Annotated in this window: 16 protein-coding genes; 15 read left to right on the forward strand and 1 reads right to left on the reverse strand. The window is 65.3% G+C overall.

The annotated features are described in order from the left end of the window. The first annotated feature begins 73 nt into the window (after positions 1-73). From murD to BMI88_RS05080, 15 genes are all read left to right on the forward strand, one after another. Positions 74-1,471, forward strand: coding sequence for a UDP-N-acetylmuramoyl-L-alanine--D-glutamate ligase (gene murD / locus BMI88_RS05010; RefSeq protein WP_078546546.1), 1,398 nt, complete (start codon positions 74-76; stop codon positions 1,469-1,471). Positions 1,472-1,905: 434 nt separating this feature from the next. Continuing rightward, positions 1,906-2,106 carry a hypothetical protein gene (locus BMI88_RS05015; protein WP_078546548.1) on the forward strand — a complete coding sequence of 67 codons (201 nt, stop codon included), beginning with the start codon at positions 1,906-1,908 and terminating at the stop codon, positions 2,104-2,106. 78 nt (positions 2,107-2,184) lie between these two features. Continuing rightward, positions 2,185-2,991 carry a Flp pilus assembly protein CpaB gene (gene cpaB, locus BMI88_RS05020; protein WP_078519463.1) on the forward strand — a complete coding sequence of 269 codons (807 nt, stop codon included), beginning with the start codon at positions 2,185-2,187 and terminating at the stop codon, positions 2,989-2,991. 12 nt (positions 2,992-3,003) lie between these two features. Then, positions 3,004-4,533, forward strand: coding sequence for a pilus assembly protein TadG-related protein (locus tag BMI88_RS05025; RefSeq protein ID WP_078546550.1), 1,530 nt, complete (start codon positions 3,004-3,006; stop codon positions 4,531-4,533). A 5-nt stretch (positions 4,534-4,538) separates the two neighbouring features. Then, positions 4,539-5,048: a TadE/TadG family type IV pilus assembly protein gene (locus tag BMI88_RS05030; protein WP_078546552.1), complete on the forward strand. Its 510-nt coding sequence runs from the start codon at positions 4,539-4,541 to the stop codon at positions 5,046-5,048. Further along, positions 5,045-5,695, forward strand: coding sequence for a TadE/TadG family type IV pilus assembly protein (locus BMI88_RS05035; protein WP_078546554.1), 651 nt, complete (start codon positions 5,045-5,047; stop codon positions 5,693-5,695). Before BMI88_RS05030 ends, BMI88_RS05035 begins: the two co-directional genes overlap by 4 nt. A gap of 18 nt (positions 5,696-5,713) precedes the next feature. Further along, complete coding sequence (locus tag BMI88_RS05040; protein ID WP_078546556.1) at positions 5,714-6,613, forward strand: hypothetical protein; 900 nt, start codon at positions 5,714-5,716, stop codon at positions 6,611-6,613. Between the two features lie 13 nt (positions 6,614-6,626). Then, positions 6,627-8,057 carry a CpaF family protein gene (locus BMI88_RS05045; protein ID WP_078546558.1) on the forward strand — a complete coding sequence of 477 codons (1,431 nt, stop codon included), beginning with the start codon at positions 6,627-6,629 and terminating at the stop codon, positions 8,055-8,057. A 3-nt stretch (positions 8,058-8,060) separates the two neighbouring features. After that, on the forward strand, positions 8,061-9,032 hold the full coding sequence (locus tag BMI88_RS05050; RefSeq protein WP_078546560.1) for a type II secretion system F family protein: 972 nt from the start codon (positions 8,061-8,063) through the stop codon (positions 9,030-9,032). A gap of 16 nt (positions 9,033-9,048) precedes the next feature. After that, entirely contained in the window at positions 9,049-10,050 is a 1,002-nt protein-coding gene (locus BMI88_RS05055) for a type II secretion system F family protein (protein WP_143593837.1), read from the forward strand. 378 nt (positions 10,051-10,428) lie between these two features. Then, positions 10,429-11,154 carry a helix-turn-helix transcriptional regulator gene (locus BMI88_RS05060; protein WP_168173942.1) on the forward strand — a complete coding sequence of 242 codons (726 nt, stop codon included), beginning with the start codon at positions 10,429-10,431 and terminating at the stop codon, positions 11,152-11,154. Next, positions 11,151-11,630 carry a prepilin peptidase gene (locus tag BMI88_RS05065; protein WP_078546564.1) on the forward strand — a complete coding sequence of 160 codons (480 nt, stop codon included), beginning with the start codon at positions 11,151-11,153 and terminating at the stop codon, positions 11,628-11,630. The genes BMI88_RS05060 and BMI88_RS05065 overlap by 4 nt, the downstream gene beginning before the upstream one ends. A gap of 20 nt (positions 11,631-11,650) precedes the next feature. Beyond that, entirely contained in the window at positions 11,651-12,955 is a 1,305-nt protein-coding gene (locus tag BMI88_RS05070) for a tetratricopeptide repeat protein (RefSeq protein ID WP_078546566.1), read from the forward strand. Beyond that, entirely contained in the window at positions 12,956-13,927 is a 972-nt protein-coding gene (gene galE / locus BMI88_RS05075) for a UDP-glucose 4-epimerase GalE (protein WP_078546568.1), read from the forward strand. A gap of 80 nt (positions 13,928-14,007) precedes the next feature. Beyond that, a complete protein-coding gene (locus BMI88_RS05080; RefSeq protein ID WP_078546570.1) occupies positions 14,008-15,246 on the forward strand; it encodes an aminopeptidase in 1,239 nt (412 codons plus the stop codon). Positions 15,247-15,589: 343 nt separating this feature from the next. On the opposite strand, the gene BMI88_RS05085 is transcribed toward BMI88_RS05080, so the two are convergent. Further along, on the reverse strand, positions 15,590-15,940 hold the full coding sequence (locus BMI88_RS05085; RefSeq protein WP_078546572.1) for a hypothetical protein: 351 nt from the start codon (positions 15,938-15,940) through the stop codon (positions 15,590-15,592). Between the last annotated feature and the right edge of the window lie 7 nt (positions 15,941-15,947).

Below are 15,947 nucleotides of genomic sequence, written 5' to 3' on the forward strand. Positions count from 1 at the left end.
AGAACGACGTGATAGAACGACGAAGACGCGAGGCGGCTCCCGCTGCCCTTGCGCGAGGCGACAGGAGAGACCCATGATCCCGGTGCAGGGCTTTGACGGACAGAAGGTGGCGGTGCTCGGGCTCGGGCGCTCGGGTCTGGCGACGGCGGCCGCGCTGCGCGCAGGCGGGGCCGAGCCGCTGTGCTGGGATGACAGTCCCGAAGGCCGCGCCCGCGCCGAGGAAGCGGGTTATAGCTGCCGCGACCTGACGCGCCACGGCGCTTTCGAGGAGGTCGCAGCGCTGATCGTCTCCCCCGGCATTCCGCATCTCTACCCCAAGCCCAACCAGGTGATTTCGGCGGCGATGGAGGCGGGCGTACCCGTCGATAACGATATCGGCCTGTTTTTCGCCTCCTGGGCGACCGATGATTTCATGCGCTACGATCAAGCGCCGCGCACGATCTGCGTCACCGGCTCGAACGGGAAATCCACGACGACGGCGCTGATCCATCACATTCTGGAAGAGGCCGGGCGCCCGACGCAGATGGCGGGAAATATCGGGCGCGGCGTGCTCGATCTGGAACCCGCCGAGAATGGCGAAGTGGTGGTGCTGGAGCTGTCTTCCTATCAGACCGATCTGGCGCGCGCGCTGACGCCGGACATCGCGGTCTTCACTAATCTCTCGCCGGACCATTTGGATCGCCACGCAGGCATGGGCGGCTATTTCGCGGCCAAGCGTCGTCTCTTCGCGGAAGGTGGCCCGGACCGCGCGGTGATCGGCGTCGACGAGCCCGAGGGCGTCTATCTCGCCAATCAGATCATGATGGGCCGCAACGATGACAGGCTGATTCGCGTGTCCTCGGCGCGCAAGCTCGGGGATTGGGGCTGGTCGGTCTACGCGCGCAAAGGGTTCCTCAGCGAATGGCGCAAGGGCAAGCAGGTGGCCTCGATCGACCTGCGTGATGTGACCGGGCTGCCCGGTGCGCATAACCACCAGAACGCCTGCGCGGCCTACGCCGCCGTGCGCGCGCTGGGAATTGCGCCGCGCGTAATCGAACAGGCGTTCCATTCTTTCGCCGGGCTTCCGCATCGCAGCCAGACCGTCGCCGAGAAGCGTGGGGTGCGCTGGGTCAACGACTCCAAGGCAACGAACACCGACAGCGCCGCGAAGGCGCTCGAGGCCTTCCCGAACATCCGCTGGATCGCGGGCGGTCTGGGCAAGGAGGGCGGGGTGGCCTCGCTGTCCGAGCATCTCGGTGCGGTGAAGAAGGCCTATTTCATCGGCCATTCCGCGCGCGATTTCGCGCTGGAACTGGCGGTCGAGCATGAGATTTGCGAAACGATGGAAGCCGCCGTCGCCGCCTGCGCCCGCGACGCCGAAGAGGGCGACACGGTGCTTTTGGCGCCTGCGGCCGCGAGCTTCGACCAATATCCGAATTTCGAAAAACGCGGCGATCACTTCACCCAACTCGTGGACGCGCTGCCCGGCTGAGGGTTGAGCGTCTACGCGGGCCGCTCTCACATCTTGCGAAAACGGCAGTCCCGCTTCGGGGCTGTCGAATGCCCCGCCGCCTCTTCTGTCTCCTTCTCCGTACTCGGCCTGTAGCTCGAACGGTGTGGCGTCCTGAACGGCGCCGTTCGTCCTTATGCGCCAAACCTCCGAAACAAGACAAAAATCGCGCCCCGCGTACTGAGTCGCGGCGGCGCCCCAGTTGCATGCTTCGGCAATCAAACGGCGTATCTGGCGTCCAGATTTCGGCATCTCTGACAAGAAATACAACTCTTGATTGTTATTTCGCGACGCTGAACCGATGCCGCGGCGTCAAAACGCTCGCAATCTGAATCTTGGCTGCCCGGCTCAACAGGGGACACGGGGCCAGATTTAAACGCCGGGGTGGGCCGGCATTTCAGAAACGGAGAAAGACCATGAAACTGTTCAAATTTGCTTCGCTGCGCCGTCTGAAGTCCGACGAAGAGGGCGTCACTGTCGTCGAATACGGAATCGCGCTGGCGGTGGCCGTTGGCATCGGCGCCACGATCTACACGACCGTCGGCACCGGCGTTTACACCGAGATGGCTGGCGCCGCGACCATCATGGGGCAGACCCCGGCTGGCTACGGCAACTAATGTCTCGGCTTTCGCTCAGGGCAACCGTCACCGCGTTGCCCTGAGCCACTCAACTCATTTCATGAAACGGAGAGCGCCATGCGTATCGCATCTTTGCTGACCTTCACTGCAGGACTCGCCGTGGCAGGTGGCTCGGCTTACCTGGCGCGCGATTTCTTCGAGGCGAAATACAAACGTGACCTCGCCGCCGAGCGCGAAGGGCTCGTCGAGGTGCTCGCCGCTGCACAGAACATTCCCTTCGGCCAGACCATCGAGGCGCAGAAGCTGACTTCGATCTCCTGGCCGAAAGAGGCGCTGCCGCCGGGTGTCTTTACCGATTACGCGGCCCTTCTGCCCAAAACGGGGGGAGAGCCGCGCCGCGCCCGTGCCGAGATCGCGCAGGGCGAGCTGATCCTCGCCTCCAAGGTCTCGAACTACGGCGAGAAAGTCACCATCGTTCAAACCCTCGGCCCGAACAGCCGGGCCATGGCGATCGAGGTCAACGCCTCGAGCGGCGTCGGCGGCTTCGTGACGCCGGGCGACCGCGTCGACGTCATGATGACCCGCGGCAAGAACGAGTCGCTCAAGACCGTGACGATCCTTCAGGACGTTCGCGTCATCGGGGTGGATCAGGAAGCCGATGAGAAGGTGAAAACCCCCGGCGTGGCGCGCACTGTCACCGTTGAGGTCTCGCCCGATCAGGGCCAACGCCTCGCGCTGGCGCAGAAGGCGGGCACGCTCAGCCTGACGCTGCGCACGCTCGACGAGGCCGAGAGCGATCCGCTGCCCTCGATCGGCTTGGCCGATATTCTCAGCGAGCGGTCCGCGAACAAGCTCGAACCCACGCCCGTGCGCACGGTGACGATCCGGCGCGGCACGGAAGTGACCCATACGACGGTCAAGTGAGGCTCGGGGTCGATGGGGCGCATCCAGAACAGCATCCGGCGTTTCGCCCGAGAGGAAGACGGGACGATCCTCGTCTTCTTCGGGGCGAGCCTCGTGGTGGTGCTCGGTCTGGTCGCGCTCTCCTTCGATCTGGGCCGGCTCGGCAGCACCCGCTCGGAACTGCAATCCTTCGCGGACTCGGTGGCGCTGGCGGCTGCGGGCGAACTTGACGGCAATTCCGACGCGATCACCCGCGCCAATGCGGCCGCTCAACTCATCGTCGACAGCCAGACTTTCGCGACTGGCTCGCAGGTGCTGGGGGCTGCGAACGATGTGACCCTGACCTATCTCAGCGCCCTGCCGGACAGCGATAGCGACGCGACAAACGCGGTCACGACCGATCCGGCGAAGGCCGCCTTCGTGCGGGTCGATGTCGATGAGCGCGAAGTTCCGGGCGTTTTCGCAGCCGCTTTCACGACGATGGGCGGCTATGACGCGTTCGACGGCTCGGCCACGGCGCAGGCGGTGGCGGGGCTCGAAATCCTGGCCTGTGACGTGACGCCCTTGATGTTCTGTGTGCCGCCGGGCTTCGATGCGGAAAAGGATATCGGACAGATGATCCTGCTGCGCTCGGGCGGGGGCGGCGACGCCGCTTGGGGGCCGGGCGATTTCGGGTTCCTCGATCCGAACGGCGCGAAAATCGATGACGAAGGGCCTTGCGCCAAGAAATCCGGCGCGCAGCTCGACGCCTGCCTGCTCGGCGCCGTCAGCAAGATCACTCAATGCTTCAACCAGCGTGGCGTCGATCTCGAGCCGGGCCAGAAGGAAGGGCGCAACGCGGCGATCTTCAACGTGCGCTTCGACATGTATCAGTCGATCATGAACGGGCTGAGCAACGATCCCGATTACGCGCCCGCGCCGAATGTCATCAAGGGGATCGTCGCCGCCAATCCGAGCGGGAAGGATGGCACGACGTCGAATGGCGGCGGAAAAAACACCTGCATCAAAGAAAATGAAGAGCTTTCGCCCGACACGGTCGGCCTGCCGCGTGACGATTGCTTCATGGAGGGGGCCGCTGAGCCCTGCGGTCGCTTCGGCGATGGCGACTGGTCGCAGGGCCGCATCACCTACATGCAGAAGAATTACGGGATCGACATCACGGCAGAAGGCGCCACGGATCCCTTCGCGGATGCCGAAACCCGGTACGATCTCTATCTTGCCGAGATCGCGGCGGCGGCTGGCGGCGACATTCTATCCGGGCGCGCCGAGACGGGCCTGCCGAGCTGCGCGCCCGCGGCCGCCCCCAATGCCGACCGCCGCGTGCTGATCGTCGCGGGCATCGATTGCAGCGCGGAGACGGGTACCGTGATCAAGGGCGCGGCGACGAAGGTGCCGGTCAAGGAATTCGTCAAAGTCTTCCTGACCGAACCGGTGGGCGAGGACGGATCGAGCCCGCCGACGATGGATATCTGGGGCGAAGTGATCGGGTCCGCCAGCAATGGTGACCAAGAGGAACTGGGCACGGGCGGCATGGTCCGCGACGTCGTCCAGCTTTACCGGTGAGCGCGATGCGGTGGTTTCGCGCATATCGCCTCCGCGCCCCGCGCCGGATCTGGCGCGACGATGAGGGCGCGCAGCTGGTGGAATTCGCGCTGGTGCTTCCGCTGATGCTCATCCTCTTCGCGGCGATCATCGAGAGCGGGCGGATGTTTCTTGCCTATCAGACGGTGATCGGCGGCGTGCGCGACTCGAGCCGTTACCTCGCCCGGATCACCCCGCGCAGCGTCTGCGAAACCGGCGGCAGCGTCGATGATCAGGCGGCGACGCTCGCGAATATCGTCGGCAACGCGATCACCGGCGGCAGCGTTCTGGGGGGCGGGATCACCGTCACGACGGTCGAGCCGAGCCTCGACTGCATCGAAGGCAGCTACCGTTTCGGCGATGCGCCGATCGTCGAAGTGGCGGCGAATGTCACGATCACCTTCCCCTTCGCCGGTCTCTTCACCCTCATCACACCGTCGACCCTCGGCACCGTCACCACGACGATCGCCGACCAGAACCGGGTCTTCGGCTCATGACCGGGCCTCTCGCATATCACGCGCGCGGGCTGCGCCGTTTCCTGCGCGACGAGGAGGGCGCGACCCTCGTCGAGTTCACGCTGGTCTTCGGCCTCTACCTTCTGGTGTTCTTCGGGCTGCTGGATTTCGGGCGTCTGGCCTTTCACTACGTGAATATGCAGCGCGGGTTGCAGGTCGCGGCGCGGCTGGCAGTGGTGCGTCCGGCGGCATGTGCCGGCGTGCCGGAGACGAACGAGCGCGGCGTGACGCCGAAAGACGAGACCGAGCCGCAATTCGGCACGAATTGCAGCGCAAAGAGCTGGGTCTGCGCGGCGCCCGCCACGGTGAGCTGCTCGGGCGCGACGACCAATGCGACGGTGGCCGAGATCTGGCCGATCGTCGCCCCTGCGCTGCCCAACGGCTCGACCGCTGCGAACCTGTCCTTCAGCTATTCCTACGATTCCGAGCTTGGATTTCTCGGCGGGCCCTATGTGCCGATGGTCACCGTCGAATTGCAGAATGTGAGCTTCCAATTCGCGACGCCGCTGGGCGCGCTGGTGGGGCTCGTGACCGGCGCTGCCGATGAAAATCTTGATGCAGAAATCGCCTTCCCGAGCATGAGCACGTCGATGCCGGGCGAGGACCTCGCGCAGGGCGCGGGAAGCTAAAGCAAGGGGAGACATGAAATGACCCGTAGAACCAAACCGATATTCCTGGTGCCCGAGCCGAGCGCGCGCGACCTTGCCGCGCCCGCCAAGCGCCGGCTGACCTTTTCCGCCGAGGCCGAGCGCCTGACACACGCGCGAGCGCCCGACGAAGAGGGCCAGGTGATCGCGGTCGCGCGCAGCCGCGGCGGGATCGGAGCCACGATGCTGGCGGTGAATCTCGCCCATCAACTGGCGGCCCAAGGGGTGAAGAAAGGCCAGGTGCCGCGCCGCGTCGGGTTGATCGACCTCGATCTGCAATTCGGCATGGTCGCGGGCTTTCTCGATCTCGATCCGAGCCCGGCGCTCTACGACATGGCGCGCAGCGGCGCGGTGCCGGACGAGACCTTCCTCGATCAGTCGCTCCAGTATTCGAAAGACGGGCTGGAAGTACTTTGCGCCCCCGCCGCTTTCGCGCCGCTCGGTGCGCTCGGGGCCGATCAGGTCACCGAACTCATCACGCTGATGCAGGCGCGCTGCGATTACATCGTCGTCGATCTGCCGCATGCGCTGATCGACTGGGTCTCGCCGGTGCTGGCGCGCGCGTCCCTGATGTATCTGGTGACCGATCTCGCGGTGCCCTCGCTGCAGCAGGCACGCCGCCTGATCGACGCCTATCACGAGGAGAACCTCGCGCTGGAGATCGAGGTGGTCGTGAACCATCAAAGCCGTCCGCTGATGCGCTCGCGGGTGCAGCAGGAGGCGGCGAAGGCGCTCGATCGCGATCTGAGCCACTGGCTGCCCGACGACCCGCGCGCCGCCAAGGAGGCTGCCGATCGCGGCGTGCCTCTTGCGCGGATCGGGCGGCGCTCTGCGCTGTCGAAAGCGATTGCCGGTCTGGCGAAGGGGCGGCTCGCACAGAGCGCAGCCCGGACGAATTGAGGGGGAGCACGAGATGTTTCGCAATTTCACGGATCGCGGGTCGAAACCGACCGAGACCGAAAAGGTGATCCCGCTCGGCAAACCCTATGCGGGCAGCCCTCCGAAAGACGCGCGCGAGATGGCCGCACAACAGGTTATGCCCAAACCGCCCGTGGCAGAGGTCGACGAAGACGCGCAGCGTCGCGCGCTGGAACTGAAAAGCCGCCTGCATGACGCGCTTCTGGACCGGCTCAACCTGTCGATGCTCGATAAGGTCGTGCCCGAGGAGCTGCGCCGCGAAGTAGCGGCACTGGTGAGCGAAGAGCTGCGCGACGCGAAGACGCCGCTACGTGCGGAGGAGTTCAAGACGCTGGTCGACGAGCTTCTCAACGAGGTGCTGGGGCTCGGCCCGCTGGAGCCGCTGCTGGCCGACCCGTCGATCAACGACATTCTCGTCAATGGCTGCAACCGCGTCTTCGTCGAGCGCCACGGCGTCCTCGAGCGCACGGCGGTACGCTTCCGCGACGAGCGCCACTTGCTGCGGATCATCGACAAGATCGTCTCGCGGGTGGGGCGCCGGATCGACGAGAGCAACCCTTGGGTCGATGCGCGGCTCGAAGACGGCAGCCGCGTGAACGCGATCATCCGGCCCTGTGCGATTGACGGGCCGAGCCTGTCGATCCGCAAATTCGCGCGCCAACCCTACACGATGGAGCGGCTCGTCGAGACCGGGATGATGACGGGGGCTGCGTCGCGGTTCCTCCACGGGCTGGTGCATGCCCGCAAGAATATCCTGATCTCCGGCGGCACCGGCTCGGGCAAGACGACGCTTCTGAACGCGATCTCGGCCGCCATCGACCCGCGCACGCGGATCGTGACGATCGAGGACGCCGCCGAATTGCAGCTGCAACAGGAGCATGTGGTGCGGCTGGAAACCCGCGCGTCCAATCCGAACGGGCAGGGCGCGGTGATCCAGCGCGATCTGGTGAAGAACGCGCTGCGGATGCGTCCCGACCGGATCATCGTCGGCGAGGTGCGCGGCTCGGAAGCCTTCGACATGTTGCAGGCGATGAACACGGGCCATGACGGCTCGATGACCACCGTCCACGCCAATTCAGCGCGCGACGCTCTGGGGCGGATCGAGCAGATGGTGACGATGATCGGCCTCGACATGCCGCTCAACGCGATCCGCTCGCAGATCGCCTCCGGCCTCGACATCGTCGTGCAGATCGCGCGCATGTCCGACGGTCGCCGCCGGGTGCTCTCGATCTCCGAGATCACCGGGCAGGAGGGCAATATCGTGATGATGCAGGACATCTTCACCTTCCGCAAAACCGGCACCTCCGCCGATGGCGTGATCGAGGGAGAGTTCACCGCCACCGGCCTGCGCCCGCGCTGCCTCGAAGACCTGATCGCGGCGGGTGTCGCGGTCGATCCGTCCGATTTCAAGATGCGGGGGAACTGAGCCATGTGGGAGATCATCGAAAAGGACCTCGCCGCCTATATCGCCTATAGCGGCATCGCGCTTGGCGTTCTGCTGGCGCTGACGGGCGGCCTGCACCTGCTCAACCGCACCGAGACCAGCGGTGAGGCGAAAAGCCGCCGGATGAAGATGATCGCGAAGGGGCGCGACACCGAGGAGATGCTCGCGCTGCTCAAGCCCAACCCGCGCAAGGGCTGGATCGCCCGGCTGCCGAAGCGGTTCGATCTGCCGCGTCTGCTGCATCGCGCGGGCTTCCGGATCGGGCCGGACAAGTTCCTGCTGATCTGCGCCGCGCTTGCGATCGGGAGTTTCGTGCTGGCGCTTGCTCCGCTCGGCCCGCTGCGGGCGGCCTCTGCGGCTGTGACAATCGGGCTGGTGCTGCCCTTCATGGTTCTGCGCGCGCGGGCGACGCAACGGATGAAAGTGCTGACGAGCCAGCTGCCTGACGCGCTCGACATGCTCGCGCGGGGTCTGAAGATCGGCCATCCGCTGAACATGTCTATCGGCGCCGTGGCCGAGGAGATGCCCGACCCGATCGGCACCGAATTCGGCATCATCTTCGATCAGGTGACCTATGGCGAAGACCTTCCCGACGCGGTGCTGGAATTCGCCGAGCGGGTGGGGCTGGAAGACGCCGACTATCTCGCGGCCAGCATCGGTATTCAGCACGGCACGGGCGGCGATCTCGCCCGCGTGCTCGAAGTGCTGGCGGCGACGACGCGGGGCCGGATCTCGATGCGGCGCAAGATCCGCGCGATCTCGGCGGAGGGGCGCGCCTCGGCGTGGTTCCTGACCGCGCTGCCCTTCATCATGTTCGGCTTCACATCGTTGATTTCACCCAATTACTACGGCGAAGTCGCCGATCACCCGATGTTCCGCACGATGGCGATCATCGTCGTCACGCTGATCATCCTGAACGCCGTGGTGCTGCGCCGTCTGGTGCAGTTCCGGATCTGAGCCGGGGAGAGAGACCATGTTGATGACACGGATCGAGGATTTCGCGCTTCGGATGGGCATCGCGCCCGAGACGCTTCTGGCCGCTGGGATCGGCTTCGGCCTGCTGCTTCTGATCGTCGGGCTTCAGGCCGCCTTCCAGCGCGACCGCGCCGCCGAGCGCATCGCGGCCATCGGCGGCCCTAAGACGGGAGGGCGCGCCGAGCATGGCTATCTCAAGGCGCCGGAGGCACGTCCGGGCCAGATCCTGAAGGCCTTCGTGCCCGCCGACCGCCAGACCCGCTCCAAGCTGGAACGCAAACTTGCGCAGGCCGGGCTTTCCGGCGCGAGCGCATTGCGCCGCTTCACCCTGGTCCGGATCGCGCTGGGGATCGGCCTGCCGGGCATTTTCATGGGGCTTCTGTTCGCCGCACGCAGCCCCGAGATCGGCCTGCCGATGGGGCTGGATGCCCGTCTCGGCAGCCTAAGCGGCATGGCGACCTATCAGATCCTGACCGGGCTCGTCGCAGGCGGCTATCTGCTGCCGCTGATGTGGCTCAACAGCCGGATGCGCGAGCGGCGGCTGCGGATCGAAGAGAGCTTCCCGAACGCGCTCGATCTGATGCAGGTCGCGATCGAGAGCGGCATGGGGTTCGATGCGGCGATGACGCGTGTCGGCAACGAGCTGGCGGAGACGTCGCCGGAGATTTCCTTCGAGTTCCTCTCGGTGCAGCGTCAGGTCCAGGCCGGGCGCGAGCGCGAGGCGGCACTGCGCGACATGGCCGACCGGACCGGGGTCGAGACCGTGCGCGCCTTCGCCAATGTCGCGAGCCAGTCGCTGCGCTTCGGAGCCTCGATGGCGCAGGCGTTGACCACCTATGCCGCCGATCTGCGCGGCATTCGCGAGATGCGGGCCCAGGAAAAGGCCAATCGCCTGCCGGTGCAGATGTCAGGAGTTCTGGCCTCGTTGATGCTCCCGGCGCTGATCCTGATCGCCGTTGGCCCGGTGGTGATTCGCTATTTCGTGAACTACGCGCAGTAAATCGAATCGTTTCCAGATTCGATCTTTTCCCAAGGCATTGTTTACGGACAATTTTTTAGGCCGAAATCTCGATTTAAATGCCGAATATGCAACCTTTGATTGCGGAGCGCATCAATCGAATCATCCACAGGGGGCTGTGGATATAGTCCAAATGGCTAGCTTAGGAATTTACGCATTTAGGGGTTACGCTTAGAGATGGTCTACGCGCTGTCACGCACATAAGTGGGCCACATATAATAGTTTCTGGGGATGGTGGGGACCATGCGGGACTATGGGACAGCCGGGGCTTCGCCCGGGCAAGAGCGCGCTATCGAAGCGGGCATGATTGGGGCCGTTGCACAGTGGTGTGAGTGTCTGCACGGGACGAACCCGCTGCGCATGGCGTTGAGATATCTGACCGACAGTATCGGGGCCGAAGCCGTCATATTGGCGCGCTATCCGCGGGATGCGGGCGCATCGGCACGGGCGTTGGTCCATGACAGGGCGCGATCCGGCTGCCGGATCCCGCTTGAGCAAAGCTTCGCAGGCGATCTGCTGGGCGATTATCTCGACAAGGCCAAACGGGGCTCGACCTGGTATCGCTCGATGCAAGACGAGGACGTGCCGCAGGCGGTCGCTTCGGCACTGGCCCGGCGCAACCTCGTCGAAATGGTCGTGATCCCGCTCGAGATCAGCGATCGCTGGGTCGATACGTTGGAGCTGCATTTCACCGAGAAGCTGCGCCAGTATCAGCAAGCGGTGCTGACCACGCTCGGCGATACGCTGAGCCGCACCTGGCACAACCGCGCCCGGGGCATGTTCACCGAGACCTTGCTTAAATCGGCCGCCAAGCAGGCCGCGCCGCTCATCGGCTCGCCGATCCTGAGCGCGGATAACCCGGCGCGTCTGAGCCGTTCGGAATATCGCGTCTGCCTGCTGCTGCGCCACGGCCAGTCGCCCGATCAGATGCTTGCAGAGCTGGGGATCAAGGAATCCACCCTGCGCACCCATCTGAGCAATCTCTACGCCAAAACCGGCGCGCGCAATCTGGCGGAACTGACCTTCCAGCTTGTCTCCGAATTGCCTTTCGAGCTCGCCGGCGCCAGAGCCGGACGGGTCGCATGACCGGGCAACTCCTGCCGCTGGCGGCGCTGACCCCGATATTGATCTGGGTCGCGCTCAGCGATCTGCGCGAGATGCGCATCCCGAACAGGATCGTGTTGATCACGCTTGGCTTCTTTGCGCTCTGCGCCCCGTTCCTGGGTCTGCACGAGCTGAGCCTGCGGCTTGCCGCGGGCGCGATCACCTTCCTCGTCGGCTACGTCTTTTTCGTGCTGCGCGCCTTCGGGGGCGGGGACGTGAAATTTCTCGCGGCCCTGATGCTGTTCGTACCCTCTGCGGCGATGGGGGAGTTTTTGATCGCCTTTTCCGTCGCGCTTTTTGCGGGCTCGGCGTTGACGATGGGGCTGCAAAGCGCGCCGGTGGCGACGCGGCTTGGGCCCCGTTTGGGTTGGAAAAGTTGTTACGCACGGGGAAAGCTCCCGATGGGCGTCTCGATCGCGCTTGCGGGTCTGGCTTTGCCTTATCTGGTCGGCGGGTAGGCCCCGCCAAGGGAGGACCTATGTCACGCAAGATTTGGACCAAACCGCTCGGAGTGGTCGCTCTGGCTTTGTGCACGGTCAGCGCACCGCTCTTCGCGGACGAAACGAAGCCCGACGTCACCGAACGCGCGCAGGCGCTCGTCTGGGGCTCTGGCGATGTGAAGCCCGATCCACAGGCCGGGCTCTCGATGTTGGAGGACGCCGCGGCGCAAGGCGATCCCGAAGCGGCTTTGGCCGCAGGTGACCTGCTCCTCTGGGGCGGTCCTGTCGCTGCAGATCGTGATCGGGCCGTAGGCTATCTCGAACAGGCGGTCGAAGCGGGCAACTGGGATGCGCACCGTCTGTTGGGCAAGCAGCTGATCGGCGGCTGGGCTTTGCCACGCGACACTGCGCGCGGGGTCGACCTGCTTGAGACGCAGATCGCAAAGGGCGATGCGAAAGCGGCGCTGATCTTGGGCGAGGCCTATCTCTACGGAACGGGACTGCCGCGCGATTATGCCAAGGCGCGCGACCTGTTCGAGACCGCGGCAGAGGCGGGCGACGCGACCGGATTGTGGAAATACGGCGAGGCGCTGATGTGGTCGCAGCGCGATCCGAAGACAGCGCAGGCGTTTCTCGAACGCGCAGGCGCGGCGGGTGTCGATGGCGCCTATGCGACACTGGCCGAGGGCGCGATGTATGGCTATCTCGGTGGCGGCAAAGCGTCGCGCGCGAAGTTCGACGGCTATGCCAAGGCCGCCCGCGCGGCCGGAAACGAACGGATCGAAGTGCTCGACGCCACGCGCCGCATCTGGGGCATCTCGATGCGCGGCGATGGCAAACAGGCGGTGGCGCAACTGCGCGAGGCTGCCGAGGCGGGCAACAAGACCGCAGCGCGCTATCTGGTCGGCCTTCTGCGCGACGGCAATTCCTATAACGTCCGGCGCGACCCCAAGGGGGCGGCAGACTTCCTTGAAGCGCATAGCGATCTGTTCACGCCCGAAGAACGTGAGAATTACGCGATGACGATCCGGGTCGCGAGGCATCGGCACGATGCCGATTTCGCGCCGCTCGCAGGAGAGATCGCGCCGGCCCGGGCCAAGATGAACGCCGCAGAGGCTCGCGATCTGTTCAAAGCCAATCCGAGGCTCGCGGTCTATATGATCCAGAAAGACCTTGCCGATAAGGGGCTGTATCGCGGCCCGCTCGACGGGTTTGCCGGGCGCGGAACGCTGCGTGCGATGGAGCGTGCCTGTGGCACGATGCCGGGCGATATGGCCTGCCGTGATGGGGTTCTGGCGCCCGAGATCGTCGGCGCGATGCTGCGCGAAGGGTGGGGCTCGTAAGTGACATCGAAGGTTCTGGTCACCGGCGGCGCGGGCTTTATAGGCTCGCATTGCTGCAAGGCGCTGGCTGCGGCGGGGCACGCCCCTGTGGTCTTCGACGATCTGTCGCGCGGCCATGCCGATGCGGTGCGCTGGGGGCCTCTCGTCGAGGGCGATCTGCGCGACCGGGATCTGGTCGAGACGGCGCTCAAGGAGCACCGGATCGACGCTGTGATCCATTTCGCCGCACTGGCCTATGTCGGGGAGAGCGTGGCCGAACCCACCCGCTATTACGACGTCAATCTGGGCGGGATGACCGCGCTTCTGGGCGCGATGCAGGCGGTAGGGCTGGACAAGATCGTCTTCTCGTCGAGCTGCGCCACCTATGGCACGCCCGAGACGCTGCCGATCTCCGAAGACACGCCGCAAAATCCGATCAACCCCTATGGCCGCAGCAAGCTCATCTGCGAATGGATGCTGGAGGATGCCGCCGCCGCGACCGATCTGCGCTTCGCGGCCCTGCGCTATTTCAACGCGAGCGGCGCAGATCCGAGCGGCGAGATCGGCGAGCGCCATGACCCAGAGACCCACCTGATCCCGCTGGTGCTGCGCGCGGCGTCGGGGCAGGGCCCTGCGGTGAAGGTCTTCGGCACGGATTATCCGACTCCCGACGGCACCTGCATCCGCGACTATGTCCATGTCGACGATCTGGCCCGCGCGCACCTTCTGGCGCTCGATCACCTGCGGGGCGGCGGCGACAGTCTGAAGCTCAATCTTGGGACCGGGCGGGGCGCGTCGATCCGCGAGGTGATCGCCTCGGTCGAGCGGGTGACAGGGCGCAAGGTGCCCTTCGAGGACGCCCCACGCCGCCCCGGCGATCCGGCGGAACTGGTGGCCGAACCATCGCGGGCGCGCGACGCTCTGGGCTTTAGCGCGCGTTACCGTGAACTTGACGAGATCGTGTCCCATGCCGCCCCGTGGTTCGGCCTCTGACCTCGGGTTCGTGCTCTGCCGGGGTTGAGCCTGCCGCCCAGCCATCTATCTTGCGCCTCAACGCAATTCAGGAGGCTCTCATGGCAAGCGACGCAATCGATCCGCAACTTCTCGACCGGCTGGCCGAGGTTGCCGTGCAGGTGGGTCTGAACCTGCAAGACGGTCAGGATCTGGTGCTGACCGCGCCCGTCGAGGCGCTGCCGCTGGTGCGCCGGATCGCCGCCGAAGCCTATCGCGCGGGCGCAGGCACCTTCACCCCGATCCTCAGCGATGGTCAGATCACGCTGGCCCGCTTTGAGAACGCGAAGGACGAAAGCTTCGACCGCGCGCCCGACTGGCTCTATCAGGGCATGGCGAAGGCCTATGAGGCCGGCGCGGCCCGCATGGCGATCGTGGGCGAAGACCCGATGCTGCTGTCCGAACAGGACCCCGAGAAAGTCTCGCGCGCCGGCAAGGCCAACTCCACTGCCTATAAACCGGCGCTCGAGAAAATCTCGAATTTCGAGATCAACTGGTCGATCGTGAGCTACCCGACGGTGGCTTGGGCCAAGCGCGTCTTCCCCGATCTGCCGGAGGACGAGGCCGTGGGCAAACTGGCCGACGCGATCTTCGCCGCCTCGCGCGCCGACCAACCCGATCCCGTCGCCGCCTGGGAGGCGCATAACGCGGCCCTGCGCAAGCGCCGCGACTGGCTCAACGAGCAACGCTTCTCGGCGCTTCATTTCACCGGCGGCGGCACGGATCTGACCGTGGGCCTCGCCGACGATCACGAATGGAGCGGTGGTGCGTCCGAGGCCAATAACGGCGTCGTCTGCAACCCGAACATCCCGACCGAAGAGGTCTTCACCACGCCCCATGCCGAACGCGTCGAAGGCGTCGTTCGCGCGACCAAGCCGCTGTCGCATCAGGGCAGCCTGATCGAGAATATCGAGATGCGCTTCGAGGGCGGCAAAGTGGTCGAGGCGAAGGCAAGCCGCGGCGAAGCGGTGCTGCAGAAGCTGATCGACACGGACGAGGGCGCGCGCCGTCTGGGCGAGGTCGCGCTGGTGCCGAACGGCTCGCCGATCTCGGCCTCGGGGCTGCTGTTCTACAACACGCTCTATGACGAGAACGCGGCCTGCCATATCGCGATGGGGCAGTGCTATTCGAAGTGCTTCATCAATGGCGGCGAGCTGAGCGAGGACGAGGTCGCGGCCAAGGGTGGCAACAGCTCGATGATCCATGTCGATTGGATGATCGGCGGCCCCGAGACCGATATCGACGGCATCAAGCCCGATGGCACGCGCGTCCCGGTCTTCCGCAAGGGCGAATGGGCCTGATAGGCCGCTGAACCTGACTAAGTATAGCGCCCGGCACGCCGATTGGTGTGTCGGGCGCTTATTTTTTGTGCGGACGTGAGGAATTCCGCCTCATCTCGCGCAGTTCGATGCACCCGGCGTAGGATGGCGCCGCTGAACGCGGGCGCTGCTTGACGGAAACGGAAACTGGGCGAACTCTGAACATACGGGTCGGGCTTGGCCGACCCTCTTGGGCAACTCGCGCACCCTTGCGCTGTGTGAAGGGCCGCCCGGCCGACGCAGGTTTTCGATCCTCCTCCCCGAAAACGCGTTCAGGCCGGGCGGTGCCCAGCCTGACAAGCAAGAATTCGAGATTTCCGCCCGCTTAGTGCCCGGTATCGAGGCTCTTCGAGATCAGTTTTTCGCGGTTCTGCGCGAGCGAGGGATGGATCAGCGCGTTCTCGATCGCGGCAACCTGCGTGAAGCCGATATTATTGAGCTTTCTACCCTTAGCGAATTCCGCAGCCCGCGCTTGGTCGAGCATGCTGAGATGCGGATCGGCGGGCATGAAATAGGCCGGGTCGGACCCGCTCGAGCTCTGCTTGGGCGACTGCGGTTGCGGCCCAAGGTCACCGGGCGGCTGCGACGTGACACCGGCTTGCGCGATACCGGCCCCAAGGCCAAGCGCCACTGCAAGGCTGCAACCGAAAGTAGCGGCGGTAAAACGGGTCGTCATAGGCAGT

Origin of the sequence: Thioclava sp. F36-6 (genome assembly GCF_002020305.1) — a bacterium.
Classification (GTDB): Bacteria; Pseudomonadota; Alphaproteobacteria; order Rhodobacterales; family Rhodobacteraceae; genus Thioclava; species Thioclava sediminum.

Bases quoted from the DNA above. Each gene is read 5' to 3' on its own strand.
- murD (WP_078546546.1), top strand. From the start codon at position 74: ATGATCCCGGTGCAGGGCTTTGACGGACAGAAGGTGGCGGTGCTCGGG.
- BMI88_RS05015 (WP_078546548.1), top strand. From the start codon at position 1,906: ATGAAACTGTTCAAATTTGCTTCGCTGCGCCGTCTGAAGTCCGACGAA.
- cpaB (WP_078519463.1), top strand. From the start codon at position 2,185: ATGCGTATCGCATCTTTGCTGACCTTCACTGCAGGACTCGCCGTGGCA.
- BMI88_RS05025 (WP_078546550.1), top strand. From the start codon at position 3,004: ATGGGGCGCATCCAGAACAGCATCCGGCGTTTCGCCCGAGAGGAAGAC.
- BMI88_RS05030 (WP_078546552.1), top strand. From the start codon at position 4,539: ATGCGGTGGTTTCGCGCATATCGCCTCCGCGCCCCGCGCCGGATCTGG.
- BMI88_RS05035 (WP_078546554.1), top strand. From the start codon at position 5,045: ATGACCGGGCCTCTCGCATATCACGCGCGCGGGCTGCGCCGTTTCCTG.
- BMI88_RS05040 (WP_078546556.1), top strand. From the start codon at position 5,714: ATGACCCGTAGAACCAAACCGATATTCCTGGTGCCCGAGCCGAGCGCG.
- BMI88_RS05045 (WP_078546558.1), top strand. From the start codon at position 6,627: ATGTTTCGCAATTTCACGGATCGCGGGTCGAAACCGACCGAGACCGAA.
- BMI88_RS05050 (WP_078546560.1), top strand. From the start codon at position 8,061: ATGTGGGAGATCATCGAAAAGGACCTCGCCGCCTATATCGCCTATAGC.
- BMI88_RS05055 (WP_143593837.1), top strand. From the start codon at position 9,049: ATGTTGATGACACGGATCGAGGATTTCGCGCTTCGGATGGGCATCGCG.
- BMI88_RS05060 (WP_168173942.1), top strand. From the start codon at position 10,429: ATGGCGTTGAGATATCTGACCGACAGTATCGGGGCCGAAGCCGTCATA.
- BMI88_RS05065 (WP_078546564.1), top strand. From the start codon at position 11,151: ATGACCGGGCAACTCCTGCCGCTGGCGGCGCTGACCCCGATATTGATC.
- BMI88_RS05070 (WP_078546566.1), top strand. From the start codon at position 11,651: ATGTCACGCAAGATTTGGACCAAACCGCTCGGAGTGGTCGCTCTGGCT.
- BMI88_RS05080 (WP_078546570.1), top strand. From the start codon at position 14,008: ATGGCAAGCGACGCAATCGATCCGCAACTTCTCGACCGGCTGGCCGAG.
- BMI88_RS05085 (WP_078546572.1), bottom strand. From the start codon at position 15,940: ATGACGACCCGTTTTACCGCCGCTACTTTCGGTTGCAGCCTTGCAGTG.